Below are 25,219 nucleotides of genomic sequence, written 5' to 3' on the forward strand. Positions count from 1 at the left end.
CGTTTTTTCTGGCCTGATTGAGCAGAGAGAGGTCCCGGGAATGCGTGATGTGAAAAGAACCCCTGCCCCTCGGGAATGAGGGGCAGGGAATCAAGGTGACAGGGATACTTCTCTGAATTACACTCCGCCTGTGAGCAGGGTGGGAAGCAGGAGCGTAATCTGCGGGAAGATATTTAAGAGGATCAGCGTGATGATCAGGGGAATCAGGAACGGGACGACGCCTTTCATCAGGGTCTTGAACTTCATGTTTCCGACCCGGGCGACGACAAACAGGGCGGTGCCCATGGGAGGAGTCAGGATGCCGATCATGAGGTTGAAGATCACGACTACGCCAAAGTGAATGGGGTTGATTCCGTATGCCAGTACCGCGGGGAGCAGAATCGGCACGAGGATCATCTGAAGCGGGAGCGCGTCGATGCATGTGCCGAGAATCAGCAGTACGATGTTGATCATCAGCAGCAGCGTCAGCTTGGAACTCACGTGGCTGGTGAAGAACGTGGCGATCGCCTGCGGCATCTGCTCACGGGAGATCACAAACTGGAACAGGGTTACACCGAGCATCATCAGCACGATGGTTCCGCTTGTCTTGATGGAGTCGAGACAGATCTTGAAAAAGTTCTTCAATGTAAGCTCTTTGTATACGAAGAATCCGAGGACCATGGTGTATAGAGCGGCGAACACGGCAGCTTCGGTGGGGGTGAAATAACCCGAGAAGATACCTACAAGGATGATTACCGGAGTTAAAAGCGCCCAGAAGCTCTTCTTGAAGGAGTTTGCTCTGTAAGACCAGCTTCTCTTCGGCTCGGAGGGATAGTTTCTCTTGTGAGAAAGAATCGAGCACATGATCATCAGCGCGACAGTGGTGAGCAGGCCCGGCAGGAAACCTGCCATGAAGAGCTTTTCAACGCTCTGGTTTGCAAGCACAGCGTAGATGATGAGCGGAGTGGAGGGAGGAACCAGCGGTCCGATGATGCAGCTTGCCGCTGTAATTCCGCCGGCAAAGCCTTCGTCAAAGCCCGCGTCCTTCATGCTCTTGATCTCCAGCTGGCCAAGTCCGCCCGCGTCCGCCAGGGCAGAACCGGACATACCGGAGAAAATCAGGGATGCGAGGACGTTTACGTGTGCAAGGCCGCCCTTTCTGTGGCCGATCATGGACGCGGCGAAATCGAAGATTCTGGTGGTAACACCGCCGCCGTTCATCAGGTTACCCGCAAGAACGAAGAACGGTACTGCCAGCAATGTCTGACTGTTGATACCATTGAACATCTGCTCCAGCGCGAAAGGAACGAGACTCCAGCCTCCCGATGTGGCGAAAAAGAAGACGGAAGCCATGATAAGGGCGTATCCCACATGGACGCCGAGCATGATCAGGATAAACCATAACACAAAGGTCAATGCCATTTGCATATTACTCATCCTCCTTTATGTCATAGAAGTCATTCTTGGAGTCTTCAACGACCCAAGCCCGTATAACCTCACCATGCCTGACGATGTTGACAAGCTGCGCGACCATTTCAATGATCGTCAGGGCCGTCCATAAAAACATTGCGCCATACAGCCAGCTTTCGCCGATCCCCAGCGTTACAAGCGGCGTATAGGACTTTCTCTCTACGATGGAGAAAGTGTAGTAGAAGATCATGGACAACAGACCGATCATGATCACGTTGATGAACGCTTCAATAATGAGCTGGACCTTCTTGGGAAGAGAGAGCAATATAGCGTCGATTCTGACGTGAATATTTTCTCTCTGCGCAAGATGGCAGCCAAGGACACCCATCCATACAAACAACAGGCGGCTTGTCTCATCTGTCCATGCAGAAGGAGAGCCGATTTTTCTTGATACAGCCTGCCAGAAAAGAGAGAACAGGATGATGTTAAAAAGAATCACCGCAACAAACTGCTCCAGTTTTTCCAGTGCGTGAATCGCATCAGCAGGCGTTTTAATAGTCATTTTGCCAACTTTCATAGTAAACCCCCAAAAGACCATAAATGCCGATGTAGTTAAGGGGCCTCGAAGGGCCCCTTAAAACTACTGATTACTGTCTAGCTTCTTCGATGGCCTTTACAGCTGCGTCGCCATACTTGGCAACATACTCATCGTACATCGGCGCGCATGCCTCTCTGAACGGCGCCTTGTCCGGAGTTGTAATGGTCATACCGTTCTGCTCGAATTTCTCAATAAGGGCCTTTTCATCGTTTACGAAGGTCTCCGTATGGAATGCGGCTGCGTCAACAGCGGCCTTCGTGATAGCATCCTGCTGTGCGGGAGAGAGCTTATCAAAGACAATCTTGCTGATGATGTAGTTGTTGTCGTTGATGATGTGACCCGTCAAAGCGCAGTAATCCTGAACCTCGTAGAACTTCTGAGCGTCGATGGTGGAAAGAGGATTCTCCTGTCCGTCAACCGCGTTCGTCTTCAGGGCGAGATACACTTCCGCGAAGGGCATCGGCGTAGCGGCCGCTCCGGAATACTTGGCAAACGCGAGGTTGGCATCAGCGTTCGGCACTCTCAGCTTCATGCCCTTCATGTCATCGATAGATTCGATCTTCCTGTTGGACGTGGTCTGTCTTGTTCCGTTATAGGCATCGGCGAGAACCTTCCAGCCGCGGGACTCGAGCTTCGCGTAGATGGACTGACCATACTCGGTATCGTTCAGAGTTCTGATCATGTGATCGAAATCATCGAAAGCGAAGGGATAGCCGAAGATCTCGAGTTCGGGCTCCCAGAGGCCCATTCTGCCAGTCTCTGCGAAAACCATGTCCAGCGCGCCAGCCGCGACCTGATCGATCATAGCTCTGTCATCACCGAGCTGTCCGCCGGGATAAATCTCCACGGTAATGGAACCGTTGGAATACTCGCTTGCCTTCTCAGCAAGCAGCTCTGCCGCCTTGTACTCGTTGGAAGAGGTGTTTGCCTGGAAGCCGATCTTCAATGTGACGTTCTTGTCGGGCTGTGCAGCCTGCGCAGAAGCCTGTGCAGAAGCCTGCGCATTCCCTCCGGAGGAGCTGCCGCATCCGGCCAATGCGAGTACGCCGGTTGCGACAACCAAAAGTGCCGCGATCATTCTTTTCATTTCTTTTCTCCCTTTCCGCATTAAATTATAGTATTCTTCATCGGCAGGAGCCGTTGAATACACTGTGAAATTGCCTATGTTTTTCATTTGTCGTTTTTTGTATATATACATAGTAAACAACAATTTTGCAAATGTCAATAAGTTTCCGCCTGCCTGCTGTGAAAATTATTTTCAAAAAAATTGGTAATTGTGTCAAATTTTCAAAAGCGGTTTTCATCTTGTATTCTGCCGCCATGTATGCTATTATGAATATAAATAAGCATTTTTCCCATGAACTTCATCTGAGAGGGTGGTTTTTTTGATCTATACAAAGCGCAAGGATATGGAACGCTATCTGGGCATGAGCGACACTCTGGACACCGCCATCCGCTATCTGGTCTCCGCCGACCTGACGAAGCTGGCCATGGGCCGCAACGAGGTGGACGGCGACAACGTGTTCATCAACCGGTTCGACTACACCACCATGCCCGAGTCCGAGGCCGCCTGGGAGGGCCACCGGGACTACGCCGACATCCATGTGGTGCTGGAGGGGGAGGAGCGCATCGGCGTCACCGACGCGGGCTCCCTCACCGCCGGAGAATACGACGCGGCAGGGGATTTCATCCCCTATGAGGGTCCGGTGGACGCCTGGGTGGCCATGCGGCCCGGCGACATTCTGGTGGTGTTCCCGGAGGACGTCCATATGGTGAAGGTCCAGCGGGGCGGCCCCTCCGCGGTGAAAAAGGCCGTGTTCAAGGTGAAGGTCTGACCCCGTTCCTGAAAAACAGACCGTCCGGCCCGGACAGATTCCGGGTCGGACGGTTTTCTGCGTCTGAAGGAGCCGGCGGAGGCGCCGGTCCCAGTGAATTGTCAAAAACACGCTTCTCCGGTTCGGAAACATACGGGAAAAGAGATGGAACTCATCTGCCCTTGCCGTCCAGTCCCTCAAACAGCTGGCAAAGCTGCTTGGACAGACGGTCCACGTCCACAGAGGTTTTTCCGCAGTTGTTCAGCAGGACGCCGGTGATGCCATAGGTGTAAAAATCCAACACCACCTCAGGGTCGTAGAGACTCATGGAGCTGTTGGGCCCGATACGGCGGGCCAGTTCCTGCAAATAGGTGCGGACACCCTGGATCACCAGCCGTTCCACCTGATCCCGCTTCTGGGAGAAGACCATTTTGTCCAACAGTTCATGGTGCTGGATGGCCATGAGCACGAAATTCCGGGTAGCCTCCTCCGGCATTTTGGCCGCCAGACTCCGTTCCAGAGCGTTCTGAACGGCCTGCCCGATGGTCCACTCGATGACGTCCAGAATGTCCTGAAAGTGGTAGTAGAAGGTCTGCCGGGAGATGCCGCAGGCCTCCACCAGATCCGTCACCGTGATCTTATCCAGGTTTTTATGCTGGGCCATGGACAACAGGGTCTCGGCGATCAGTTTTTTGGTTTTGTTGGACATCGTCTGCCCTCCCGCGATGAGGTATACTTTTGAATACTATCATACTACAAACCGGAAGGGTTGTCCAGAAAGAGTGAAATTTTTCACAGTGATGGAGAAACAAACGGCGGGCCGGAATATCCGGCCCGCCGTGTTCCTGTTTTTTACTGTTCCAGGGGGAGGAGGTTCTCCTCAGTCTCGGGGTCAAAGAGATGGATCAGGTCGCTGCGGAAGGTGAAGTGGACCTGCGCGCCGTAGGCGAAGCCGCCCTTGTGCTCGCTGGCCAGCTCGGTGGTGGGGACCCGCAGCACCACGTCCCGTCCGCCGGCGTTGACGTGGAGATGGATCTCGCTGCCCATCATCTCGCTGACGTCCACGGAGCCGGTGAGGCAGTGGGGGCCGCTCTCTGGCACGAAGGAGACGTGCTCGGGACGGATGCCCAGGGTCACGGCCTTGGCGGGGATGTTCCGGGCCTTCAGCTGGGCCTGGATCTCGGGGGACAGCTCCATGACGGCGTCCATGACCTTCACGGCGTATTTTCCGTCCTCCAGCAGGAGCTGGCCGTCGAAGAAGTTCATCTGGGGCATGCCGATGAAGCCGGCCACGAAGATGTTGGCGGGATGGTCGAAGACCTGCTGCGGCGTGCCGATCTGCTGGATGAAGCCGTCCTTCATGATGACGATGCGGTCGCCCAGGGTCATGGCCTCAGTCTGGTCGTGGGTGACGTAGATGAAGGTGGTGTCGATGCGCTGGCGGAGCTTGATGATCTCGGCGCGCATCTGGTTGCGGAGCTTGGCGTCCAGGTTGCTGAGGGGCTCGTCCATCAGGAACACCCGGGGGCTGCGGACGATGGCGCGGCCGATGGCCACGCGCTGGCGCTGGCCGCCGGACAGGGCCTTGGGCTTGCGCTCCAGATACTGGGTAATGTCCAGAATCTCGGCGGCCTCCCGGACCTTCCGGTCGATCTCGTCAGCGGGGACCTTGCGCAGCTTCAGGGCAAAGGCCATGTTCTCATACACGGTCATGTGGGGATACAGGGCGTAGTTCTGGAACACCATGGCGATGTCCCGGTCCTTGGGCTCCACATCGTTCATGCGCTTGCCGTCGATGAGCAGGTCGCCCTCGGAGATGTCCTCCAGACCGGCCACCATCCGCAGGGTGGTGGACTTGCCGCAGCCGGAGGGGCCTACCAGCACGATGAATTCCTTGTCCGCGATCTCCAGGTTGAAGTCGTGGACAGCGGTGACCTTGTTGTCGTAGATCTTTTTGATGCCTTTCAGAGAAACAGTTGCCATTGAAACGGCCGTAAGAGCCCTGCATCCGCACGGACTCCCTCGCGGCAGAGGAGCGGAACCTCTGACGTATTACGGCAGGTCTCCACACTGCCGCACCGCCGGCCGGCGGATATGGTCTCCTCCTTTTTTATGGCTGGCCGAGCGCTATAGGGATGGAGTAGCACACGGCGCCTGATTCAAAAATTCGGGGAAGGGTTCAGTCCTGCACCAGAGCGCCCTTGAACACGATGGAGCGGATGGACAGGTCGGTCTTGTCCAGCAGGACGAAGCTGGCCTCCTTGCCGGTGTCCAGACTGCCGGCCCGCTGGTCGATGCCGATGGACTGGGCGGGGTTGAAGGACGCAGCCCGGACGGCGTCCGCCAGGGGGATGCCGAAGGACACGGCCTGCCGCAGGCAGCCCATCAGGCTGGTGACGGACCCGGCCAGGGTCTCCGGATGGCCCAGCATGGTGGCGCGGTTGCCGTGGACCTCGATCTCCTGGCCGCCGAAGGGATAGACGCCGTCGGGCATGCCCGTGGCCCGCAGGGAGTCGGAGATCAGGATGACCCGCTCTGGCCCGAACAGCCGGAAGACGGCCCGGACCACGCTGGGGTGGATGTGGATGCCGTCACAGATCAGCTCGGCCCGGACCTCCGGATGGTCGAAGGCGGCGCCCACCACGCCGGGCTCCCGATGGGTGAAGGGGGGCATGGCGTTGAACAGGTGGGTGGCCTGCCGGGCGCCGGCCTCGTAGGCGGCGCTGGCGGTCTCGTAATCCGCGGTGGTGTGGCCCAGGGAGACGTTGACGCCGTCGGCCCGGGCGGCGCGGATGAACTCCAGGGAGCCGGGCTGCTCCGGGGCCAGAGTCACCAGCTTCACAAGGCCGTTCGCGGCCTCCTGGAGCCGGTGGAGCATATCGCCGTCGGGATCGTGGAGGAAGGCGCCGTTCTGAGCGCCCTTCTTGGCCATGCAGAGGAAGGGGCCCTCCAGATGGAGGCCCGCCAGCTCCGCGCCGTGGGACGCCGCCGCACGATGGGCCGCGGCGTTTTTGCAGATGGCCGTCAGCTGGTCCTCCGGCAGGGTCATACCGGCGGGGCAGATGTAGGTGACGCCCTGGCTCAGCTCGAAGTCGGCCATGCGCTGGAGGCCGTCGGGAGTGGCGTCGCTGAAGTCCTCGCCCACGCAGCCGTGGAAGTGAACGTCCACCAGACCGGGGATGACGTAGCAGCCCGCGGCGTCCAGGGTCTCTCCGTCGCCGCTGGCGGCGGAGAGGAGGGTGCCGTCGGTGCAGACGTCCCGCTCCACGAAGCCCTGTTCCAGGTCAAAGACCTGGCCGTTGATCACTCGCATACGTGTACCCCCGCGGCCACCAGCTTGCTGAGGGCCGCCTTGTCGCCCACCAGGACCACGTCATTGTGGAGCTGGAGGATGGAGGCGGGGCACTGGGGGGTGATGGGGCCGCAGAACGCGTTGTACACGGCGTCGGCCTTGTCGGCGCCGCTGGCGATGAGCAGCACCCGGCGGGCGGCCATGATGCAGCCGATGCCCATGGTCAGGGCCTGACGGGGCACATCGTCGGCGCTGGCGAAGAACCGGGCGTTGGCGTCGATGGTGCTCTGGGTCAGATCCACCACGTGGGTCTCCTTCACGAAGCAGTCGCAGGGCTCGTTGAAGCCGATGTGGCCGTTGCGGCCCAGGCCCAGCAGCTGCAGGTCGGCGTAGCCCAGGGAGCGGATCAGCTCGTCGTACCGGGCGCACTCCGCGGCGGCGTCGGTGGCCAGACCGTCGGGCACGTGGGTGTTCTCAAAGTGGATGTCGATGTGGTCGAAGAAGTTGGTCTGCATGAAGTACCGGTAGCTCTGGTCATGGGTAGGGGCCAGGCCCTTGTACTCGTCCAGATTGACGGTGTGGACCTCCTTGAAGCTGAAGTCGCCCCGCTGGTTCCAGACGGTCAGCTGCTTGTAGGTGCCAACAGGGGTGGAGCCGGTGGCCAGACCCAGCACACAGTCGGGCTGGCGGATGACCTCGGCGGAGATGAGGTTGGCGGCCCGGCGGCTCATGCCCTCGTAATCCGCCTCTTGATAAATTCTCATAGTGCGATTCTCCTTTGCTTGGATAAACTGCTCAGCAGTACTTGGCGATGGCGGCGTCGATCATGGCGGAGGCCTCGTCCACGACGGCCTGGTCGCTGTCGATGAGGGCGGGCATGGGCTTGCGGACGGAGCCGATGTCGCAGCCGTGCTTCTTCAGGACGCCCTTCATCACGGCGTACAGGTTGCCGTGGCCGGCGCACAGCTTGTAGATGATGCGGCAGATCTCGTTCTGGATCTCGGCGGCGGGCTTCATGTCGCCGGCCTGATACAGGTCGTAGACCTTCTGGAACAGTTCGGGCATGACGGCGTAGGTGCCGCCGATGCCGCCGGTGGCGCCCATGGCCAGGCCGGAGATGAACTGCTCGTCGGGACCGTTCATGACCACGAAGTCGGCTCCGCCCTCATCCTTCCACATCTGGATGTCCTGGGTGGGCATGGAGGAGTTCTTGACGCCGATGACCCGGGGATTCTTCCGCATCTCCTGGAGCAGGGGGATGGACAGGGCCACGCCCGCCAGCTGGGGGATGTTGTAGATGATGAAGTCGGTGTTGGGAGCGGCGGCGGAGATGTCGTTCCAGTACTGGGCGATGCCGTAGGGCGGCAGGTGGAAGTAGATGGGGGGGATGGAGGCGATGGCGTCCACGCCCAGGGACTCGGCGTGACGGGCCAGCTCCTGGGAGTCGGCGGTGTTGTTGCAGGCAACGTGGGCGATGATGGTCATCTTGCCGCCCACCTCGGCCATGACGTTCTCCAGGATGACCTTGCGCTCGGCCACGCTCTGGTAGATGCACTCGCCGGAGGAGCCGCCCACATACAGGCCCTTGACGCCCTTGTCCAGCAGATACTTGGCCAGCGCCCGGGTGCGGGCGGGGCTGACGGAGCCGTCGTCCTCATAGCAGGCGTAGAAGGCGGGGAAGATACCCTGGTATTTCTTGATGTCAGTCATTGTTATACAGATCCTTTCTGTTTATTTGGTCGATCCTGAAAGTGAAACCATCAGCCCTTCACGGCGCCCATGGTGATGCCTTGCGTGAAGTACTTCTGGAAGCAGAGGAACACGATGATGATGGGCACGGCGGCCAGCGCGGCGCCGGCCATGATGAGGCCGTAGTCGTTGGACATCTCGCTCTGGAGGCCCGCGATGCCCAAAGCGATGGTCTTGGCGTCGGACTTGGACAGCATGATCAGCTGCAGGGGATACTCGTTCCAGGCGTTGATGAAGGTGAAGATGGCCAGCGCGCCGATGCCGGGCTGAATGATGGGCAGGGCCACGTTCATGAAGGTCTTGACCTCACCGGCGCCGTCGATGCGGGCGGCCTCCAGCAGGGAGGAGGGAATGCCCTCGGAGAACTGCTTCATCAAAAACACGCCGAAGGGCCAGCCCACCACCGGGAAGATCACGGCGAAGATGGAGCCCCAGACGGTGTCCACCAGATGCAGCAGCGACATCTCCCGCAGCAGGGGGATCAGGATGACCTGCTTGGGCAGCGCCATGGCGCACACAAACAGGGAGAACACGAAGCCCCGGCCCCAGAAGCGCTTCTTCGCCAGGGCGTAGCCGGCGAGAGACGCGCTGAAGCAGGTGAGGGCCATGGCCACCACGGAGATGAACACGCTGTTGAACAGCCAGCGGAGGGCCAGCGGCATTCCGACGCCGAACAGCGTGGTCTGGGTCTTGAACAGGCGGGCGAAGTTGCCCCAGGAGATAGAGGTGGGGATCCACTTGACGGACTCACCGGCCTTGATGATGATGTCGCTCTTCTCCTTCACGGAGCCGGTGACGATCCAGTACAGGGGGAACAGGAAGAAGATGGCCAGCGCGATGAGCAGGATCACGCAGATGACGAAATACGGAGTTACCTTTCTCTTTTTACCAGTCATGCTCTCGCCCCCCTTATTCTGTAGTGCCGCCGTTCATGACCTTGAACTGCAAGGCGCTGAACAGGGCGATGACGATGGCCAGGATCACACCCATGGCGTCGGCGTAGCCGAAGTCCTTGGTGGTGCGGAAGGCGATCTCGTACAGGTAATACATGACGGTGCTGGTACTGTAATTGGGTCCGCCGGAGGTCAGCAGCTGGATCAGGGCAAAGCACTGGAAGCTGTTGATGGTGGTGATGACGGCCACGTACAGCGTGGTGGGCATGATGGAGGGCCACTTGATCTTCCAGAACACCTGGAGATCGGTGGCGCCGTCCACCTGGGCGGCCTCCACCAGGGAGTTGTCCACGTTGCCCAGGGCGGATACGTACAGCACGATGGGCTGGCCGATGGAGGTGGTGAACAGGATGAGGATGATGCACCACAGGGCCGTCTTCTCACTCTCGGTCCACATCAGGCCCTGGCCGCCCATGGTGCGGATGACGTAGTTGAACAGGCCGTTGTACTTGTCGAACATCCACTTCCAGACCACGACGACGGCCACGGAGCCGGTGACCACCGGCAGGTAGAACACGCAGCGGAAGAAGGAGCGGGCGGCGGCGTGCATCTTATAGATGGCGGAGCCCACCCACAGGGAGAAGGCGGTGACGGTGGGGACCGCCACGATCACGATGATGACGGTGTTTACTGCGGATTTCAGGAAGATGGGGTCCTTGAACAGCCGGATGTAGTTGTCCAGGAACACGAAATGGGAACCAGTGTTGACGTTACTGAAGTTGGAGTCGGTAAAGCTGGTGACAACGCCCATGGCCATGGGCGTCAGGACAAAGCCAACGAAGAAAAACAGCGCCGGAAGCAGGAACAGATAGGAGACGATGGTTTCTCTCCGCTGGAGAACAAGGCTGCGCTTGGGTGCTTTTGTGGTTGCCATGGGGCTTCCCTCGTTTCATCAAGTCATGAGAAATCTCGCTACGGGGTCACTCCCCCCCGCCGCTGATGCAGAGGGAGGGAGTGAAAACCGTTATGCTCAGCCGTTGGCGTTGGTGTTGAAGGCGTCGGCGGCTTCCTGAGCGGGGGTGCCGTTGAAGACCTGCTGCAGCATGTTGAACCACAGAGGCCGCATGGCGGCGAAGCCGGCGCGGGTGTTGTAGTAGGGACCGTAGTACTGAGACCAGGAGGCCAGCAGGCTCATCTCCTCGTTGCCCTCATACAGGTTGCCGAAGGAGGCGCGGACGGGGAAGGCGCCGGTCTGGACAACGCTCTTGGGACCCCACTCGGCGTCGTCGCAGATGAAGGCGATGAAGCGCTTGGCGGCGTCGGCCTTGGCGTCGTCGCCGTTGTCGAACACGCAGAAGCCGTTCACCAGGTACTCCAGCTCGGGCACGCCATCGTCAGAGGGGAAGGGAACGGAGATCTGGGTGTAGTCCTCGGAGGCGTAGCTCTTGGCGTTGGAGGTGCCCCAGCAGAAGGTCATGGCGCAGGTCTCCTGCTGGAACTGCTGCAGCTCGTCGGCGGCGGCCATGGAGAAGCCGGCGTCCATGGACTTGTTGTCATACATGGACTTCAGCAGTTCCAGAGCCTTCACGCCCTCGGCGCCCACGTTCCACTTGCCGTCGGAGCCGACGATGGTGCCGGAGTACAGGTTGTTGACGAGAGCACGGGTGCCCTGGTCGCCGCCCTGGGCGCCGCAGTAGACGATGCCGGGAGTCATGCAGACGCCGGCGTCGCGCAGAGCCTCGCACATCTTGACGAAGTTGTCGGTGGTCCAGGTGCGGTCGCCCTCCAGGTTCACATACTGCAGGGCGTCAGCAGCCTCCAGCATCTCCTTGTTCAGGCCCATGTAGAAGGGAGAGGAGGAGATGGGATACATGTAGTAGGAGCCGTCGGCGCCCACGCAGGTCTCCAGCAGGCTCTCGCTGGCCAGATCGCTCTTCAGGGAGTCGATCATGTCGTCCAGGGAGACCAGGTTGCCGGCGTTGCCGTACTCGATGATACGGCCCGGAGCGTCGAACAGAACGTCAGGGGCGGTGCCTGCGGTGATGGCGGAGGTCAGGGCGTCGGGGCCGGACTGGAAGTCGATGGTCTCAACGGTGATCTTCACATCGGGGTTGTTGGCCATGAAGGCGTCGGCCAGCTCCTGCTCATAGCCGGAGTCCACGCCGAAGGTGGGGAAGGCCCACCAGACGATCTCGGTCTGAGCGGCAGAGGGGGCGGAAGATCCGGCGCTGGCGCTGCTGGCGGAAGAGGCGGGAGCCTTTTCACCGCAGGCGGCCAGGGACAGGACCATTGCGAGAGACATGACGAGCGCAAGAACTTTTTTCATCTTCATTCCTCCTGATATGATAAAAATAGCGTGCCGGGTTCCATTGCCTATGTGCAAATTGTACAATCCCTGGAAAGGGTTGTCAAGTCGTCCGCAAAAAAATTTTCAAAACCGTCAAAATATGAAAAAATTTTGAAACAACTTGTGGATTCTCCCTGAAAACCGGACCGTCACACATGCTTTTCGGACAGGGCCTCCGCCACCAGCTCCCGCTGATGCCGGCACCGCTCCATGTCCCGGCGGCACATCTCGGAGAACAGAACGTCGATGAGATACAGCTGGGCGATGCGGGCGGCCACGGAGCCCAACTGCAGGGGACCCTCGATGGAGCCGCACTGGAGCACCACGTCCACCAGGGCGGCGCCGGGGGAGCCGGGGTAACGGGTGACGAGGATGCTCTTGGCGTGCTGCTGCCGGGCCACGTGCAGGACATCCATCAGGTCCTTGGTGGAGCCGGAGTAGGAGAAGAACAGAATGGCGTCCCGCTCCGTCAGACTGGACGCAGTGATGACCTGCATGTGGGAGTCCGCCACGGCGAAGAAGCCGGGGAAGGCGGTGGTGAACAGGTGGGCGGCCTCCTCGGCCATGAGCATGGAGCCGCCCTGGCCCATGCACAGCACCTTGTCCGCCGCCGTCAGGATATTTGCCGCGGCGATGATGGAGTCCGGGATGATGAGGGACTGGGTCTCCCGGATGGCGTCGGTGTCCACGCCGGCCAGCTTGGCGCACAGGTCCGGCACGGTGTCTTCTGGCAGGATCTCGCCGTGCAGGGGATCGGAGCTGGAGCGGCCGGCGGTGGCGGCGGCGATGGCCAGACGGAAGGCGCTGTAGCCCCGGTAGCCCATCCGGCGGCAGAAGCGGGAGATGGTGGCCTCCGCCACGCCGCAGGCGGCGGCCAGCTCGGAGATGGACATGGTCTGAGAACGCTGGCCGTTGGCCGTCACGAAGGCCGCCAGCTTTTTTTCAGAGGCGGTAAGCTGGTAGTATTCGCGGGTGATGCGGGTAAAGACATTTTCTTCAGGCATTCGGGGACGCCTCCTCTCCGTTTGTCGCGGAGCGGCTCAGCGATCCAGCAGCTCGCCCAGCATGGTGTCGCACATGATCAGGCAGCGGGGAAGATGGAAGGGTCCCTTGAAGGTGGAGCCCTTGGTGGAGGGCTGGGTGGGCAGGCCGTCCCGGCGGAGGTAGCCGTACCACTCGCCGAACTCGGGATCGGAGAAGTGTTCCTTGCAGTAGGTCAGGGTCTTGTCGAACCAGTTGAGATACTTCTCGTCGCCGGTGTCCCGGTACAGCATCAGGGAGGCGATGAGGATCTCGTTGTGGGGCCACCACAGCTTCATGTCGTGCTCGTAGGCCTCGGGGGGCTTCTTCAGGCAGTCGGTGAAGTACAGCAGTCCGCCGTACTCGTTGTCCCAGCCGGCCTCGATGGCCCAGTCGAAGATCTGGGCGGCCTTCTTCACCAGCTCCTGATCGCCGGTGCGCTTGGCGTGTTCCAGCAGGAACCACACGCCCTCGATGTCGTGGCCGGGGTTGACGGTGCGGCCCTCGGTGTAGTACAGACGGGGAGTGCCGTCCACGTCCACGTTCTCCAGCACGCACTTCAGCTCGGGATGGACGTGATACTTGAAGATCTCATCCACGCAGGCCTGAGCGCGCTCCTCGTACAGGGCCTTCCGCTCCTCGTCCACCCGCAGCATGACGCCGGTGACGTTCAGGATGATCATGGGGATGCCGAAGGCGCGGCCGGAGCGGGTCTCGGGGATGGTCTTGGGGCCCATGCCCACGGGGTCGGGCATGCCGTGGGCCAGATCCCAGTACAGGTCGTAGGCCCGGCGGGCGCGATCCAGGTTCTCCTTCTCGCCGGTGACGCCGTAGTACTCGGCGTTGGCCAGGGCGTAGAAGGCCTCGGAGAAGTAGTAGCGGCGCTGGCGCAGGGGCTTGCCGTCCTCGGTGACGGTGAAGTACATCCGGCCGCCGGCGGCGTGGTTGATGCAGTATTTCTCCAGGAAGTCCAGGCAGCTCTTGGAGGCCGCCAGCCACTCCTCCCTGACGCCGTAGGTGTGGCACAGGAAGGCGAAGATCCAGCCGCAGCGGCCCTGCATCCACACGCTCTTGTCGGTGGAGTAGATCTCACCCTTGCGGTCCAGGCAGGTGTAAACGCCGCCGTGTACCCGGTCCATACCGTTCTTCAGCCAGAAGTTGGCGCAGACGTCCAGTTCGTTCTGCACCCAATCCCGATAGGATTGCAGCTTTGCTTTGTCCATGTTTTGGGCACCATCCTTTCGTTTGATAACTCCATCATATGTCCTTTTGTGCGGTACGTCAAGAAATTTTAGAAAAAAATTTTCAAACTCTTGACAAAATGAAAAAAGCTGGTAGCCTATGAGGTGAAAGCAAAAGCAGTCCGGCCATAAAAACTGTTTAAATTCATAAAGGAGGATTCTGGTTATGAAATACCTCGGCATCGACGTGAATGTGAAGAACCTGCCCCCGCTGGACCCCGCGTTCATTCCCCTGAACCTGTTCAATGAGGCGTTCCTGAAGGACGCCAGGGAGCCCTTCGACGTGGCTGTGGAGCGCTCCCAGGGCCAGATGGCCGTCTACCGCACCCGTGTCCACGGCACGGAGGACATGCGGGAGGCGGACATCTACTACATCGACCGCATTATCAAGACCCTGCTGTGGGTGAAGGGCGGCTTCCGGGTGTACCTGGCCGGCAACGAGGCCGTCTGCGACGCCATGAAGCAGCACTACTCCGCCGGCGGCTCCCGGGACTTCGACTTCGACTACATGGGCAATGTGTTCGAGCATCCCTTCGAGGTGCTGCGGGTGGACCGGGTGCCCGAGGAGAAGAGCTTCTCCAAGGCCATCGGCCGCCATCTGGACGGCTGCCGCATCGGCTTCGACGCCGGCGGAAGCGACCGCAAGGTCTCCGCTGTCATCGACGGCGAGAGCGTCTACAGCGAGGAAGTGGTCTGGTTCCCCAAGACCAACTCCGACCCCGACTACCACTATAACGGCATCGTGGCGGCCCTGAAGTCCGCCGCCGAGCATCTGCCCCGGGTGGACGCCGTGGGCGTCAGCTCCGCCGGCGTGTACATTGACAACCGCACCATGAACGCCTCACTGTTCCTAAAGGTGCCCAAGGACCAGTTCGATGCCAAGGTGAAGGACATCTACATCCGCGCCATCACCGACACCTTCGGCGACGTGCCCTACGCCGTGGTCAACGACGGCGACGTGTCCGCCCTGGCCGGCGCCATGAGCCTGGAGGACAACAATGTCCTGGGCATCGCCATGGGCACCAGCGAGGCCGTGGGCTATGTGGACGAGGACGGCAACATCACAGGCTGGCTCAACGAACTGGCCTTCGTCCCCGTGGACGCCGCCCCCACCGCCATGCAGGACGAGTGGTCCGGCGACATCGGCTGCGGCGTCAAGTACTTCTCCCAGGATTCCGTCATCAAGCTGGCCCCCGCCGCCGGCATCGAGCTGGACGCCTCTCTGTCTCCCGCCGAGAAGCTGAAGGTGGTCCAGGGCCTGATGGAGCAGGACGATCCCCGGGCCGCCAAGATCTACGAGAGCATCGGCGTGTATCTGGCCCACGCCCTGACCCTGTATTACGAGCTGTACGGCTACCGCCATGTGCTGCTGCTGGGCCGCGTCATGAGCGGCAAGGGCGGCGACCTGCTGCTGGCCACCTGCAAGAAGGTGCTGGCCGACGAGTATCCCGAAGTTAACGAGAAGATCCATCTGGCCCTGCCCGACGAGAAGTTCCGCCGCGTGGGCCAGTCCGCCGCCGCCGCCAGCTTGCCCGAGCTGAAGAAGTAAGCGGTGAAGAAGCACATCGTCTGCCTGGGGGATTCCAACACCCACGGCTACTGCCCGGACCCCGCCGACTGCGCCGACGGGGCCCTGGCCCGGTTCAGTGAGGAGGAGCGGTGGCCCCGCCTGCTGCAAAAGGCGCTGGGAGACGACTATCTGGTGATTGAGGAGGGCCTCTCCGGCCGCACCACGGTCTTTGAGGACCCGGTGGAGGAGGGACTGTCCGCTCTGCCGTACCTGCGTCCCTGCCTGAAGAGCCATCAGCCGGTGAGCCTGCTGATCATCATGCTGGGCACCAACGACACCAAGGAGCGGCTGGGGGCCAACGCCTACGCCATCCGGAAGGGCATGGGCCGTCTCATCGAAAAGGCCCGGACCGTGGACTGCTGGGGTCCGGACGGAACGCCCAACATTCTGCTGATGGCCCCGCCGGCCATGGGAGAGGGCGTCCTGCGCTCCTACGCGGCGGAGGAGATGGGCACCGGCGCCGTGGAGAAGTCTCGTCAGGTGCCGGGGCAGTTCCGGTCCCTGGCGGAGGAGCTGGGGGTCCATTTCCTGGACGTGGGCGCCCTGGGCTGCGCGTTCAATGAGGTGGACTTCATGCACCTGACCCGCGCCAGCCATGCCCGTCTGGCGGAGGTCCTGGCGGAGCTGGTGCCGGAACTGGCGTAAGGCGGATCACCGGCAAAGCACGCATTCTCCGGTACGACAAAAAACTGGACACGGCCATTTACGAATCAGATGTGCAAACCAAACCGGTTTGCACATCTTCTTATATATTCAGAAAACCGCTCCCCGGCCGGGGAGCGGTTACGTTTGGCGTTATCGCAGATACCAGGGCGTCTCCCCGTCCGCCGTCTCCTCCGACGGCGTGTACTGCCGGAACACCGGCTCCAGCAGGAAGGACACCGCCAGGGCGTCCAGGGCGGGGGTCAGCAGCATCAGGCCGTAATACCAGCCCTTCAGCGTCACCAGGATGAACAGGCCGTTCACCACGCCCGCCCCCACCAGCCGGGGCAGATGGCGGAAGGTGAGCCGCAGGCTGTTGGCCAGCAGGCTCCCGGCGGTATAGGTGAACCGGGACAGCAGGGGGAAGGCGCAGGTCAGCACGGACAGGGGGATCAGCAGGCACACCAGATAGGCCGCCCGCAGGACCACCCACACTGTCTCACCGGTACCGGCGGCCATGGTGAAGAAGATCCAGCCCGCGTCCAGGATCAGACCCAGCGCCAGCAGGATCACGGCGGCGCCGGTGCCGGTCTTCAGATTCTGCCGGAAGGCGGAGAGGAAGGAGCGGTAGGCGCCGCCCTCCTTGTACCGCAGGCATTTGACGCAGCTGTAATACAGGGCGGCGGTGGCGGGGCCAACGGTCACAACGGGCAGGGAGCAGACAAGCCACAGGAAGCTGAGCACCACAATGTCCAGCACCCGTCCGGTAAAGCGGAAGATGGGGTTCTCCGGATTGAAAAAGCTCTGAAACATAAGGACCTCCGTGTGCTACCGGCGGCGGGGACGGGGGACGCCGCGGGCCGGGTCGTTTGTCTCAGTATAGCATTCTTCGATCCGTTCCGCAACTCCCCGGCAGCGATCAGCCTATATCCAGGTCCCCGGTGGCGGGATTGTCCAGCAGCGTGCCGTTCTCGTCGAAGCGGGAACCGTGGCAGGGACAGTCCCAGGAGTGTTCCTGGGGATTCCACTTCAGCGCGCAGCCCATGTGGGGACAGCGGTGCTTCGACACCGTCAGCAGATTCGCGGTGGCGGTGACCCCGTTCACCAGCAGCTGGGGCCGGAGCATGGTCCGGGAGGGGGAGAACACCGGCGCGAAGGGATTCTCCTTTCCCTGCACCAGATCGCTGAGGATCATGGAGGCCACCATAGCGGAGGTCATGCCCCACTTGTTGAAGCCGGTGGCCACGAAAAAGCCGGGAGTCCGCCTGCTGTACTGGCCAATATAGGGCACGCCGTCCAGGGACATGCAGTCCTGGGCCGCCCAGCGGCAGCGCTCCCGGGCATCCGGATAGTGGGCATGGGCGAAGGCTTCCAGCTCCGCCCAGCCGCCGTCCGGATGGCCGGTGCGGCGGGCGCCGCCGCCCAGAAGCAGGAAGCCGCCGTAATTGCGGAAGGACAATCCGGTGCCCGACGCGTCCACATACATGCCGTCCAGATCCGGCCCGTTTTCCAGCGCCAGCACGTAGGAGCGGTGCTGGTACAGCTTCAGGAAATAGGCGCCGTGCTTGTTGTTCAGGGGGAAGTGGGTGGCCGCAATGACGTTTTCCGCCCGGATGACGCCCCGGTCCGTGACCACGGTCTTCCCCTCAAAGGCCCTGGCCGCCGTGTGCTCCCGGATGTGCAGCCCCTGTGCGATGCCCGCCGTCAGCTTCAGAGGGTGGAACTGGGCCTGCTCCCGGAGCCGGACGGCTCCGGCGGTGGGGAAGGGGAGGGGCAGCTTTTCCACCAATTCGGCGGGTGCGCCGATGGCCTCCAGGGCGCGTAGCTCCCGCTCCAGCTTGTTCCTGTCCTCCAAGGTGTAGACGTAGGCGTCCTTTGTCTCCAGATCGCAGGGAAACCGCCTGGCCAGCTGCCGGTACCGCTTCAGGGCCGCCTCGTTGGCCCGCCAGTACAACCGGGCGGCGCCCACGCCGAACTGGCGGACGAGCCTGTCATAGATCAGTCCGTGCTGGGAGGTGAGCTTCGCCGTGGTGTTGCGGGAGACGCCGCTGCAAATGGTGTCCGCTTCGATGAGCAGATAGTCGATGCCCCGCTGTTCCAGAGCGTAGGCGCACAGCAGTCCGGCAAGGCCGCCGCCGATGATCAGCACATCTGTTTTCACGTCCTGTTCCAGACGGGGGAAGGACGGCAGCTCCGCCGCGGCCGTCCAGATGGAGTCCAGCATATTTCATCACCGGGGATAGTATGCGCGCCGGAGGAAAAAATATCAGGCCGCGGCGGAAAATCAGGCGGCGGGAGTGGGTTTGCCCTTTCTTCCCGCCCTGCCGTCGGGTAAAATAGAGGTATGGGGGATGAGCTCCCCTTTTTGGAAGATTTTGAAAAGTTTTAAAATAATTTCTTTTCAGTGTAGTTTTCGCTGGCAGAACCGTAGTGAATATGTGAAGGGAAAAGGAGGCGGCGCCATCGATGGAAGATCAGAAAATTCTGAAGCTGTTTTTTGAGCGGTCGGAGCAGGCCATCCGGGAGATGGATGCGAAGTACGGCAAAGACTGCCACAGGCTGTCAAACAACATCCTCAAAGACCAGCTGGATGCGGAGGAGTGCGTCAATGACGCCTATCTGGGCGCCTGGAACGCCATCCCGCCGGCGAAGCCCGATCCGCTGTCCGCCTATCTCTACAAAATCGTTCGGAACATCTCTCTGAAGCGCTATTACGCGAACACTGCCGTCAAACGGAACAGCAGCTATGACGCGGCCATGGAAGAACTGGAAAACTGCCTGGCGTCCTCCAACACCGTGGAGAGCGAGATGGAGACCAAGGAATTGGTCCGCATCATCGAGGCATTTCTGGATACGCTGTCCCTGGAGAATCGGGTCATCTTCCTGCGGCGATACTGGTTTTCGGATCCCTACGCGGACATCGCGGCGCGAATGGGCATGACAGAGAAGAATGTATCCGTGCGGCTCACCCGAACCCGCGCACAGATGCGGAAATACTTTCTGGAAAGAGGGGTCATCGTATGAACACACAGAAATTTTCAAAGGCGCTGGGCGAGATCAGCGACGACTATATCACCGGGGCTGGATCCTACGTGCCGGACAAGAAGCGGAACCGCACCCGGCGGATCTGGATGCAGGTGGGCGCCGTGGCGGCGGCACTGATCCTGGTGTTCGGCATCAATCTGACCTACGCCAACTTCAGGGTGGACTCGGTGGTGGGCATCGACGTCAATCCCAGCCTGGAGATCAGCGTCAACCGGAATGAAAAGGTCCTGTCCGTCCAGGCGCTGAACGAGGACGCGGAGATCGTCCTGGACGGGATGGATCTGAAGAACGTGGATCTGGACGTGGCGGTCAACGCGGTCATTGGCTCCATGCTGAAAAACGGCTATCTGGACAAGGCCAACAACGCCATCAATATCTGCGTGGAGAACAGTGATCCTCAGCGCAGCGAGGCGTTGAGCAGAAAGCTGACGGAGGCGGTCAACAGCATTCTCTCCAGCAACGCGGTGAACGGCTCTGTCATGACCCAGACCACGGAGAAGAACACCCAGCTGGAGCAGTTGGCCAAGGAGAACAATGTCTCCGTGGGCAAGGCGGCGTTGGCGGAGCAGGCGGTGACTGCGAAGGACGGCGCCCTGACCTTTGAGGACGCCGTGAAGATGCCGGTCATCGACCTGTGGGAGATCGTCTATCCGGAGAGCACCACCATGATCTCCCTGGAGGACGCCAAGGCCATTGCGCTGGAGAAGATCGGCAAGACGGCCGGCCAGGTGACGTTCCTCAAGGAGGCGTTCTATGAAAAGCAGCTGGTCTATCTCTACGACCTGGAGATCCTCACCGACACTTACAAGTACGGCATTGAGATCAGCGCCCTGTCCGGCGAGATCCTGAACTTCTATCCCACGAAGCTGAACGGCGGAAACCAGGTGAATACCATCCCCGACGGACTCATCACCGCCGAAAAGGCGCAGGAGATCGCGTATGCGGATGCCGGTGTGAAGTCGAGCCAGGCGGAGCTGAAGAAGTGCAAGCTGGACGAGGATGACGGCGAGTGGCTGTATGAAGTGGAGTTCAGGTCCGGAAAGAATGAGTATGAGTACGAGATCGACGCGAAGACCGGCAAGATCCTGAGCCGGGACATGGAGCAGGAAGAGGAGGATCAGACCTGGAGTGCCGGCAGCGCGCAGCCGGAGCTGATCAGCCGGGAGAAAGCGCTGAAGTATGCCTACAGCAAGGCTGGCGTCAGCAGCTCCGACGTCTCCAACGTCCGGTGCAGCCTGGACGATGAGGACGGCAGCTGGGTCTACGAGATATCCTTCCGGTCTGGCCGGAGCGAATACGAATATGAGGTCGACGCCGAGAGCGGCGAGATCCTCAAACAGGATATTGAGGCCGAAGCGGATGACGAGGATGAGGAGGACGACGATCGGGACGAAGACAATGACAGAGATGACGACGATGACGATGACAGAGACGAAGACGATGACTGAGCCGCTGTGATTTGAGACCGGAGGACAGTACATCGCAAAAACAAGACGCCGCGGCCAGAAAGCCCTCAGGGCATCCGGCCGCGGCGGTTCGTTTCCCAGCTGATCCACAACTTTTAAAGAAGAAAAAACCCTGAAACCAAAAGGTTTCAGAATTTTTTGGTCGGAGTGTCATGAAAGGATCTGTCAAACGTAAGTAAAATCAATGGTTTGCAAGCAGCAAGCAAGATGCTTTTATCCAAATGAAAATAAAATAGTCAGCGGCATGGTTCAAAAGCAGATTTGAGTCATGCATTTCATAGGCTCAAAAACGAAATGCAATGAAACAAATTCTTGTTTTTCATGATCCGTATCATCTGTAAGTGAAACGATTCCACGTGTAACAATGCCGGTCGCTTCATGATCAGAATTGAAAACAACACCACCGCTTGCAGCTTTTTTGAAAGACTGTATTGACAGCTAATAATTATTAGCTTATAATTTAGCTAATAATCGTTAGCTACGAGGGTGTTATGAAAAACGAAACGACGAAACAAAGAATTCTGACGGAAGCAGTAAAACTGTTTTCAAAAGAGGGATATGAGGCTGTCAGTGTCGATCAGATCGCAAAAGCTGTCGGTATCAAAGCCCCTTCCCTTTATAAGCATTACAAAAGTAAACGCGATATTTTTGACAGCATCTTACGGGTCATGGAACAGCGGGATGGAGAAAACGCGATCGCCTGTTCTTTGCCGGAAGGAACGGCAGAGGTCATGCCGGAAGCCTATGAACGATCGTCCATAGAGGATCTGATCACATTCAGCAAACAGCAATTCCGTTATTGGACGGAAGATGCGTTTGCATCTGCTTTCCGTAAGATGCTGACGGTGGAACAATACCGCAGCGAAGAAATGAACGGCCTTTACCATCAGTATCTTGGTGCCGGCCCGCTGAACTATGTCGCGGATTTATTGGGTTCTCAGGCGGAAGCCCTGACTTTTTATGGCCCGATGTACCTATTGTACAGCGTCTACGATGACGCGGAGGATAAGGCGTCCGTATTTGCCTTGCTGGACGCCCATTTGGAGAGGTGGCGCAGATGAATTTTTTGATCCCGGACCGCTGGGCGGCGCTGGCCGATCAGTACCCCGAACTGACCGTGGGGCGGATCACGTTACAGGAAAAGGGCATGTACCGGATCCGCACCAGCATAGGCGAAGAGAACGCTCTGGTTTCCGGTAAGTTTCAATTCGATGCCCAGTCCCCGTCCGATTACCCCGCCGTAGGCGACTATGTGATGGTCAACTGTGCCGATCCGGATACTGCCATCATCCATCAGGTGCTGCCCCGTAAAAGCCTGTTTGTTCGCAAGGCGGCAGGCACTTCTAAAACAGAACAGGTAGTGGCTGCCAATATCGACACTGTATTTCTGTGTATGAGCCTGAACAACGATTTCAATCTGCGCCGATTGGAGCGCTATCTTGCCGTTGCATGGGAAAGCGGAGCGGATCCGGTGGTGGTGTTGACAAAAGCGGACCTGTGCGCGGACCTGCCCCAAAAACAAAGGGAAGTGGGAGCCATCGCCATGGGCGTGGAGATTCTCACCACCTCCGCCATGGAGTCGGACGGATACCGGCAGATCATGCCGTATATCACGGAGGGCAGGACCGTTGCCTTTGTGGGTTCCTCCGGTGTGGGCAAGTCCACGCTGATCAACCGCCTGCTGGGGGAAGAACGCCTGGCAACAGACGGTCTTCGAAATGATGATAAGGGCCATCACACCACGACCCATCGGGAACTGCTGGTTCTGCCCAACGGGGCCATGGTCATTGATACACCGGGAATGCGTGAACTGGGAATGTGGGATGCCGCTTCCGGGGTCGGGCAGACCTTCGGAGATATTGAAGAACTGGCAGCCCGGTGCCGTTTCCGCAACTGTTCTCACTCGGGCGAACCGGGCTGCGCCGTCCGGGCCGCCATCCGGAGCGGTGAACTGGACAGCGGCCGCTGGCAGTCCTATCAGAAGCTGAAAAACGAGAATTCCTATGCCGCCGACAGCGAAAGCTATCTGGCCGCAAAAGAAAAGAAATCCAAAGAGATCTCAAAAATCAATAAGTATAACAAGAAGAGGTAATCTGCATGAAATATCCGCTCAGTGAAAAATACAACACGCCGGAACTCATGGGGAAAATCATGGGTCCAAATCCTATGAAATTGGAGGAAGAACTTCTGACCGGTCATCAGATCCCTGCCGGGAGCGTGGTCTGTGACCTTGGCAGCGGACAGGGGCTGACCAGCGTGTTTCTGGCAAAGGAATACGGTTTTACTGTCTATGCCGCAGACCTGTGGAGCGATCCGGAGGAAAACCGGCGTTTTTTCCGGGAAATGGGGTTATCCGAAGCAGAAATCATTCCAGTCAAAGCGGATGCAACCGCTTTGCCATTTGAAACAGAATTTTTTGACAGCATTGTCAGCACGGATTCCTACAATTATTTTGGCCGCAATCCGGACTTTCTGGATCGAAAGCTGCTGCCCTTTCTCAAGAAAGGCGGATATGTCTACATCGCGATCCCGGGCATGAAGCATGATTGTCACAAGCATTTGCCACCGGAGTTGTTGCTGTCCTGGACGCCGGAACAAATGGACTATATGCATGATGTGGCCTACTGGCGCGACATGGTCAGCCGGAGCGGGGATGCCGAGATCATCGAAGTCAGCCAGATGGAATCCAATGAAGAAGTGTGGGCGGACTGGCTAAGGCAGGAGAATGCGTATGCGATCGGCGACCGCAAAGCCATGGAAGCCGGTGGGGGAAAGTATTTGAACTTTATCAAAATCGTGTTGAGGAAAAAATAAGAATGAATGCGAAGGCCGCCAATTTCCGGGCAAGACAAGCGCATTGGGCATAAAAAATAAATCGACAGGCTTCCTATCGAAACCTGTCGATTTTTGGTCCGAGTGACTGGATTTGAACCAGCGGCCTCTTGACCCCCAGTCAAGCGCGATACCAAGCTTCGCCACACCCGGATTTGCTGTCTCGTTCGTTTGTTTTATTCGTTTCAGTCTGGCCGATTGACCAAACCTTCCGGAAAAAATCCTGAAACCCAAAGGTTTCAGGATTTTTTGGTCCGAGTGACTGGATTTGAACCAGCGGCCTCTTGACCCCCAGTCAAGCGCGATACCAAGCTTCGCCACACCCGGATTTGTTGCCTCGTTCGTTTCAGCTTATTTAGATTACCACACCTCCCAGGAAAAATCAACCCCTAATTTCAAAAAAATCATTTTTTTGCAGCGGCGTTTGACAGGCGGAAGAGATCGTTGCGCTTCCGGGAAAAAGCTGATATATTGATAAATGCTTCTGAACGAGTACTGAGATACAGAAAGGGGAATACCATGGTTTTCGACGGCATCCTGTTCGATCTGGATGGTACCCTCTGGGATTCTGTGCCGGAGGTCATCCTCTCCTGGAATCAGGTCCTGGCCCGCTGCGGCGCAGGCCGCCCGCCGCTGACGGAGGAGGAGATGAGCGCCTGCATGGGCCTGCGGCAGATGGAGATCGCCGCCCGGCTGTTCCCTGATCTGCCGGAAGAGCGGCAGGCGGAGCTGATGGAGGCGTGCTTCGACGAGGAGAACCGATATCTGGCCGTCCATGGCGCCGCCGTCTATCCCGGCGCGGAGACGGTCCTGGCGCGTCTGTCGGAACAGTGCCCGCTGTTCGTGGTGAGCAACTGCCAGGACGGATATATCCAGGCCTTCTATCAGGGGACCGGGCTGGGAAAATACTTTGCGGATTTCGAGTGCGCCGGCCGCACCGGACTGCCCAAGAGCGAAAACATCCGGCTGGTGGTCCGCCGCCATGGCCTGAAACGCCCCATCTATGTGGGCGACACCGCGCTGGACGAACGATCTGCCAGAGAGGCCGGAGTGCCCTTCCTGCATGCGGCCTATGGCTTCGGCGTTGTGGAGGGCGTCCCTGCCGTTCACAGCCTTGCAGAGCTGCCGGAGACGCTGGAACGGCTCGGAAAATGAGATGGCGGACCTGTCTGAAAAAAGCAAGAGGCCGTACTCCTGTAATGAGTACGGTCTCAGGCTGTCGAGAAACCCGGTTGCGCAATTAGGCGGCAACCGGGTTTTCAGCACATATTCGGGAAAATAGAATCGAAAATAGGAAATGGGCAGAGTCATTCCATTTCCA

General features: G+C 59.3%; 24 protein-coding genes and 2 tRNA genes. 9 read left to right on the forward strand and 17 right to left on the reverse strand.

The features are described from left to right. Window positions 1-117: 117 nt before the first annotated feature. The 3 genes from ACTNBU_RS06945 to ACTNBU_RS06955 all read right to left on the reverse strand — a co-directional run bounded on the left by ACTNBU_RS06945 (window position 118) and on the right by ACTNBU_RS06955 (window position 3,185). Entirely contained in the window at window positions 118-1,407 is a 1,290-nt protein-coding gene (locus tag ACTNBU_RS06945) for a TRAP transporter large permease (protein ID WP_441032083.1), read from the reverse strand. 1 nt (window position 1,408) lies between these two features. Next, window positions 1,409-1,966: a TRAP transporter small permease gene (locus ACTNBU_RS06950; RefSeq protein ID WP_441032085.1), complete on the reverse strand. Its 558-nt coding sequence runs from the start codon at window positions 1,964-1,966 to the stop codon at window positions 1,409-1,411. 70 nt (window positions 1,967-2,036) lie between these two features. Then, the gene (locus tag ACTNBU_RS06955) at window positions 2,037-3,185 is read right to left on the reverse strand and encodes a sialic acid TRAP transporter substrate-binding protein SiaP (protein ID WP_441032087.1); all 1,149 of its coding nucleotides are present in this window, start codon (window positions 3,183-3,185) and stop codon (window positions 2,037-2,039) included. Between the two features lie 178 nt (window positions 3,186-3,363). On the opposite strand from ACTNBU_RS06955, the gene ACTNBU_RS06960 reads away from it, so the two are divergent. Continuing rightward, window positions 3,364-3,822: a YhcH/YjgK/YiaL family protein gene (locus ACTNBU_RS06960; RefSeq protein ID WP_441032089.1), complete on the forward strand. Its 459-nt coding sequence runs from the start codon at window positions 3,364-3,366 to the stop codon at window positions 3,820-3,822. A gap of 151 nt (window positions 3,823-3,973) precedes the next feature. Here the strand turns inward: ACTNBU_RS06960 and ACTNBU_RS06965 are convergent, their stop codons facing one another. The 10 genes from ACTNBU_RS06965 to ACTNBU_RS07010 all read right to left on the reverse strand — a co-directional run bounded on the left by ACTNBU_RS06965 (window position 3,974) and on the right by ACTNBU_RS07010 (window position 14,325). After that, a complete protein-coding gene (locus ACTNBU_RS06965; protein WP_441032091.1) occupies window positions 3,974-4,510 on the reverse strand; it encodes a TetR/AcrR family transcriptional regulator in 537 nt (178 codons plus the stop codon). A 143-nt stretch (window positions 4,511-4,653) separates the two neighbouring features. Then, window positions 4,654-5,784, reverse strand: a complete 1,131-nt coding sequence (locus ACTNBU_RS06970; protein WP_441032093.1) for an ABC transporter ATP-binding protein — start codon at window positions 5,782-5,784, stop codon at window positions 4,654-4,656. A gap of 196 nt (window positions 5,785-5,980) precedes the next feature. Beyond that, window positions 5,981-7,114 (reverse strand): N-acetylglucosamine-6-phosphate deacetylase, encoded by a 1,134-nt coding sequence (gene nagA, locus ACTNBU_RS06975; protein ID WP_441032095.1) that lies wholly within the window; start codon window positions 7,112-7,114, stop codon window positions 5,981-5,983. Beyond that, on the reverse strand, window positions 7,105-7,857 hold the full coding sequence (nagB, locus tag ACTNBU_RS06980; RefSeq protein WP_441032097.1) for a glucosamine-6-phosphate deaminase: 753 nt from the start codon (window positions 7,855-7,857) through the stop codon (window positions 7,105-7,107). Before nagB ends, nagA begins: the two co-directional genes overlap by 10 nt. A gap of 31 nt (window positions 7,858-7,888) precedes the next feature. Then, window positions 7,889-8,803 carry a dihydrodipicolinate synthase family protein gene (locus tag ACTNBU_RS06985; protein WP_441032098.1) on the reverse strand — a complete coding sequence of 305 codons (915 nt, stop codon included), beginning with the start codon at window positions 8,801-8,803 and terminating at the stop codon, window positions 7,889-7,891. Window positions 8,804-8,853: 50 nt separating this feature from the next. Continuing rightward, window positions 8,854-9,738, reverse strand: coding sequence for a carbohydrate ABC transporter permease (locus tag ACTNBU_RS06990; RefSeq protein ID WP_441032100.1), 885 nt, complete (start codon window positions 9,736-9,738; stop codon window positions 8,854-8,856). Window positions 9,739-9,751: 13 nt separating this feature from the next. Then, window positions 9,752-10,669, reverse strand: coding sequence for a carbohydrate ABC transporter permease (locus ACTNBU_RS06995; protein ID WP_441032102.1), 918 nt, complete (start codon window positions 10,667-10,669; stop codon window positions 9,752-9,754). 96 nt (window positions 10,670-10,765) lie between these two features. Then, a complete protein-coding gene (locus tag ACTNBU_RS07000) occupies window positions 10,766-12,061 on the reverse strand; it encodes an ABC transporter substrate-binding protein (protein WP_441032104.1) in 1,296 nt (431 codons plus the stop codon). A gap of 170 nt (window positions 12,062-12,231) precedes the next feature. Next, window positions 12,232-13,086: a MurR/RpiR family transcriptional regulator gene (locus tag ACTNBU_RS07005; protein ID WP_441032106.1), complete on the reverse strand. Its 855-nt coding sequence runs from the start codon at window positions 13,084-13,086 to the stop codon at window positions 12,232-12,234. A gap of 36 nt (window positions 13,087-13,122) precedes the next feature. Further along, window positions 13,123-14,325, reverse strand: coding sequence for an AGE family epimerase/isomerase (locus ACTNBU_RS07010; protein ID WP_441032108.1), 1,203 nt, complete (start codon window positions 14,323-14,325; stop codon window positions 13,123-13,125). Window positions 14,326-14,509: 184 nt separating this feature from the next. Between ACTNBU_RS07010 and ACTNBU_RS07015 the strand changes: the two genes are divergently transcribed. Continuing rightward, entirely contained in the window at window positions 14,510-15,892 is a 1,383-nt protein-coding gene (locus ACTNBU_RS07015; protein WP_441032110.1) for an ROK family protein, read from the forward strand. Window positions 15,893-15,895: 3 nt separating this feature from the next. Continuing rightward, window positions 15,896-16,558, forward strand: coding sequence for an SGNH/GDSL hydrolase family protein (locus tag ACTNBU_RS07020; protein ID WP_441032112.1), 663 nt, complete (start codon window positions 15,896-15,898; stop codon window positions 16,556-16,558). A 150-nt stretch (window positions 16,559-16,708) separates the two neighbouring features. On the opposite strand, the gene ACTNBU_RS07025 is transcribed toward ACTNBU_RS07020, so the two are convergent. Beyond that, the gene (locus ACTNBU_RS07025) at window positions 16,709-17,368 is read right to left on the reverse strand and encodes a YesL family protein (RefSeq protein ID WP_441032114.1); all 660 of its coding nucleotides are present in this window, start codon (window positions 17,366-17,368) and stop codon (window positions 16,709-16,711) included. Between the two features lie 106 nt (window positions 17,369-17,474). Continuing rightward, the gene (locus tag ACTNBU_RS07030) at window positions 17,475-18,779 is read right to left on the reverse strand and encodes an FAD-dependent oxidoreductase (protein ID WP_441032116.1); all 1,305 of its coding nucleotides are present in this window, start codon (window positions 18,777-18,779) and stop codon (window positions 17,475-17,477) included. A 242-nt stretch (window positions 18,780-19,021) separates the two neighbouring features. Between ACTNBU_RS07030 and ACTNBU_RS07035 the strand changes: the two genes are divergently transcribed. From ACTNBU_RS07035 to ACTNBU_RS07055, 5 genes are all read left to right on the forward strand, one after another. Continuing rightward, entirely contained in the window at window positions 19,022-19,579 is a 558-nt protein-coding gene (locus ACTNBU_RS07035; RefSeq protein ID WP_441032118.1) for an RNA polymerase sigma factor, read from the forward strand. Further along, window positions 19,576-21,048, forward strand: coding sequence for an anti-sigma-I factor RsgI family protein (locus tag ACTNBU_RS07040; protein ID WP_441032120.1), 1,473 nt, complete (start codon window positions 19,576-19,578; stop codon window positions 21,046-21,048). Before ACTNBU_RS07035 ends, ACTNBU_RS07040 begins: the two co-directional genes overlap by 4 nt. A gap of 509 nt (window positions 21,049-21,557) precedes the next feature. Beyond that, entirely contained in the window at window positions 21,558-22,127 is a 570-nt protein-coding gene (locus ACTNBU_RS07045; RefSeq protein ID WP_441032122.1) for a TetR/AcrR family transcriptional regulator, read from the forward strand. After that, window positions 22,124-23,158 (forward strand): ribosome small subunit-dependent GTPase A, encoded by a 1,035-nt coding sequence (gene rsgA / locus ACTNBU_RS07050; RefSeq protein ID WP_441032124.1) that lies wholly within the window; start codon window positions 22,124-22,126, stop codon window positions 23,156-23,158. The genes ACTNBU_RS07045 and rsgA overlap by 4 nt, the downstream gene beginning before the upstream one ends. 5 nt (window positions 23,159-23,163) lie before the next feature. Beyond that, entirely contained in the window at window positions 23,164-23,880 is a 717-nt protein-coding gene (locus tag ACTNBU_RS07055) for an SAM-dependent methyltransferase (RefSeq protein ID WP_441032126.1), read from the forward strand. Window positions 23,881-23,974: 94 nt separating this feature from the next. Here the strand turns inward: ACTNBU_RS07055 and ACTNBU_RS07060 are convergent. Together ACTNBU_RS07060 and ACTNBU_RS07065 are read right to left on the reverse strand one after the other, a co-directional pair. Then, window positions 23,975-24,051: transfer RNA gene (locus ACTNBU_RS07060), tRNA-Pro, on the reverse strand. Between the two features lie 97 nt (window positions 24,052-24,148). Beyond that, window positions 24,149-24,225 (reverse strand) — tRNA-Pro (locus ACTNBU_RS07065). A 192-nt stretch (window positions 24,226-24,417) separates the two neighbouring features. Here ACTNBU_RS07065 and ACTNBU_RS07070 point away from each other — a divergent pair. Then, the gene (locus ACTNBU_RS07070; RefSeq protein ID WP_441032128.1) at window positions 24,418-25,053 is read left to right on the forward strand and encodes an HAD family hydrolase; all 636 of its coding nucleotides are present in this window, start codon (window positions 24,418-24,420) and stop codon (window positions 25,051-25,053) included. Window positions 25,054-25,219 lie beyond the last annotated feature (166 nt).

It is taken from the genome of Dysosmobacter sp. HCP28S3_G4, assembly GCF_052065175.1.
Lineage (GTDB): Bacteria > Bacillota > Clostridia > Oscillospirales > Oscillospiraceae > Oscillibacter.

Bases quoted from the DNA above. Each gene is read 5' to 3' on its own strand.
- ACTNBU_RS06945 (WP_441032083.1), bottom strand. From the start codon at position 1,407: ATGCAAATGGCATTGACCTTTGTGTTATGGTTTATCCTGATCATGCTC.
- ACTNBU_RS06950 (WP_441032085.1), bottom strand. From the start codon at position 1,966: ATGAAAGTTGGCAAAATGACTATTAAAACGCCTGCTGATGCGATTCAC.
- ACTNBU_RS06955 (WP_441032087.1), bottom strand. From the start codon at position 3,185: ATGTATATATACAAAAAACGACAAATGAAAAACATAGGCAATTTCACA.
- ACTNBU_RS06965 (WP_441032091.1), bottom strand. From the start codon at position 4,510: ATGTCCAACAAAACCAAAAAACTGATCGCCGAGACCCTGTTGTCCATG.
- ACTNBU_RS06970 (WP_441032093.1), bottom strand. From the start codon at position 5,784: ATGGCAACTGTTTCTCTGAAAGGCATCAAAAAGATCTACGACAACAAG.
- nagA (WP_441032095.1), bottom strand. From the start codon at position 7,114: ATGCGAGTGATCAACGGCCAGGTCTTTGACCTGGAACAGGGCTTCGTG.
- nagB (WP_441032097.1), bottom strand. From the start codon at position 7,857: ATGAGAATTTATCAAGAGGCGGATTACGAGGGCATGAGCCGCCGGGCC.
- ACTNBU_RS06985 (WP_441032098.1), bottom strand. From the start codon at position 8,803: ATGACTGACATCAAGAAATACCAGGGTATCTTCCCCGCCTTCTACGCC.
- ACTNBU_RS06990 (WP_441032100.1), bottom strand. From the start codon at position 9,738: ATGACTGGTAAAAAGAGAAAGGTAACTCCGTATTTCGTCATCTGCGTG.
- ACTNBU_RS06995 (WP_441032102.1), bottom strand. From the start codon at position 10,669: ATGGCAACCACAAAAGCACCCAAGCGCAGCCTTGTTCTCCAGCGGAGA.
- ACTNBU_RS07000 (WP_441032104.1), bottom strand. From the start codon at position 12,061: ATGAAAAAAGTTCTTGCGCTCGTCATGTCTCTCGCAATGGTCCTGTCC.
- ACTNBU_RS07005 (WP_441032106.1), bottom strand. From the start codon at position 13,086: ATGCCTGAAGAAAATGTCTTTACCCGCATCACCCGCGAATACTACCAG.
- ACTNBU_RS07010 (WP_441032108.1), bottom strand. From the start codon at position 14,325: ATGGACAAAGCAAAGCTGCAATCCTATCGGGATTGGGTGCAGAACGAA.
- ACTNBU_RS07015 (WP_441032110.1), top strand. From the start codon at position 14,510: ATGAAATACCTCGGCATCGACGTGAATGTGAAGAACCTGCCCCCGCTG.
- ACTNBU_RS07025 (WP_441032114.1), bottom strand. From the start codon at position 17,368: ATGTTTCAGAGCTTTTTCAATCCGGAGAACCCCATCTTCCGCTTTACC.
- ACTNBU_RS07030 (WP_441032116.1), bottom strand. From the start codon at position 18,779: ATGCTGGACTCCATCTGGACGGCCGCGGCGGAGCTGCCGTCCTTCCCC.
- ACTNBU_RS07035 (WP_441032118.1), top strand. From the start codon at position 19,022: ATGGAAGATCAGAAAATTCTGAAGCTGTTTTTTGAGCGGTCGGAGCAG.
- ACTNBU_RS07040 (WP_441032120.1), top strand. From the start codon at position 19,576: ATGAACACACAGAAATTTTCAAAGGCGCTGGGCGAGATCAGCGACGAC.
- ACTNBU_RS07045 (WP_441032122.1), top strand. From the start codon at position 21,558: ATGAAAAACGAAACGACGAAACAAAGAATTCTGACGGAAGCAGTAAAA.
- rsgA (WP_441032124.1), top strand. From the start codon at position 22,124: ATGAATTTTTTGATCCCGGACCGCTGGGCGGCGCTGGCCGATCAGTAC.
- ACTNBU_RS07055 (WP_441032126.1), top strand. From the start codon at position 23,164: ATGAAATATCCGCTCAGTGAAAAATACAACACGCCGGAACTCATGGGG.
- ACTNBU_RS07070 (WP_441032128.1), top strand. From the start codon at position 24,418: ATGGTTTTCGACGGCATCCTGTTCGATCTGGATGGTACCCTCTGGGAT.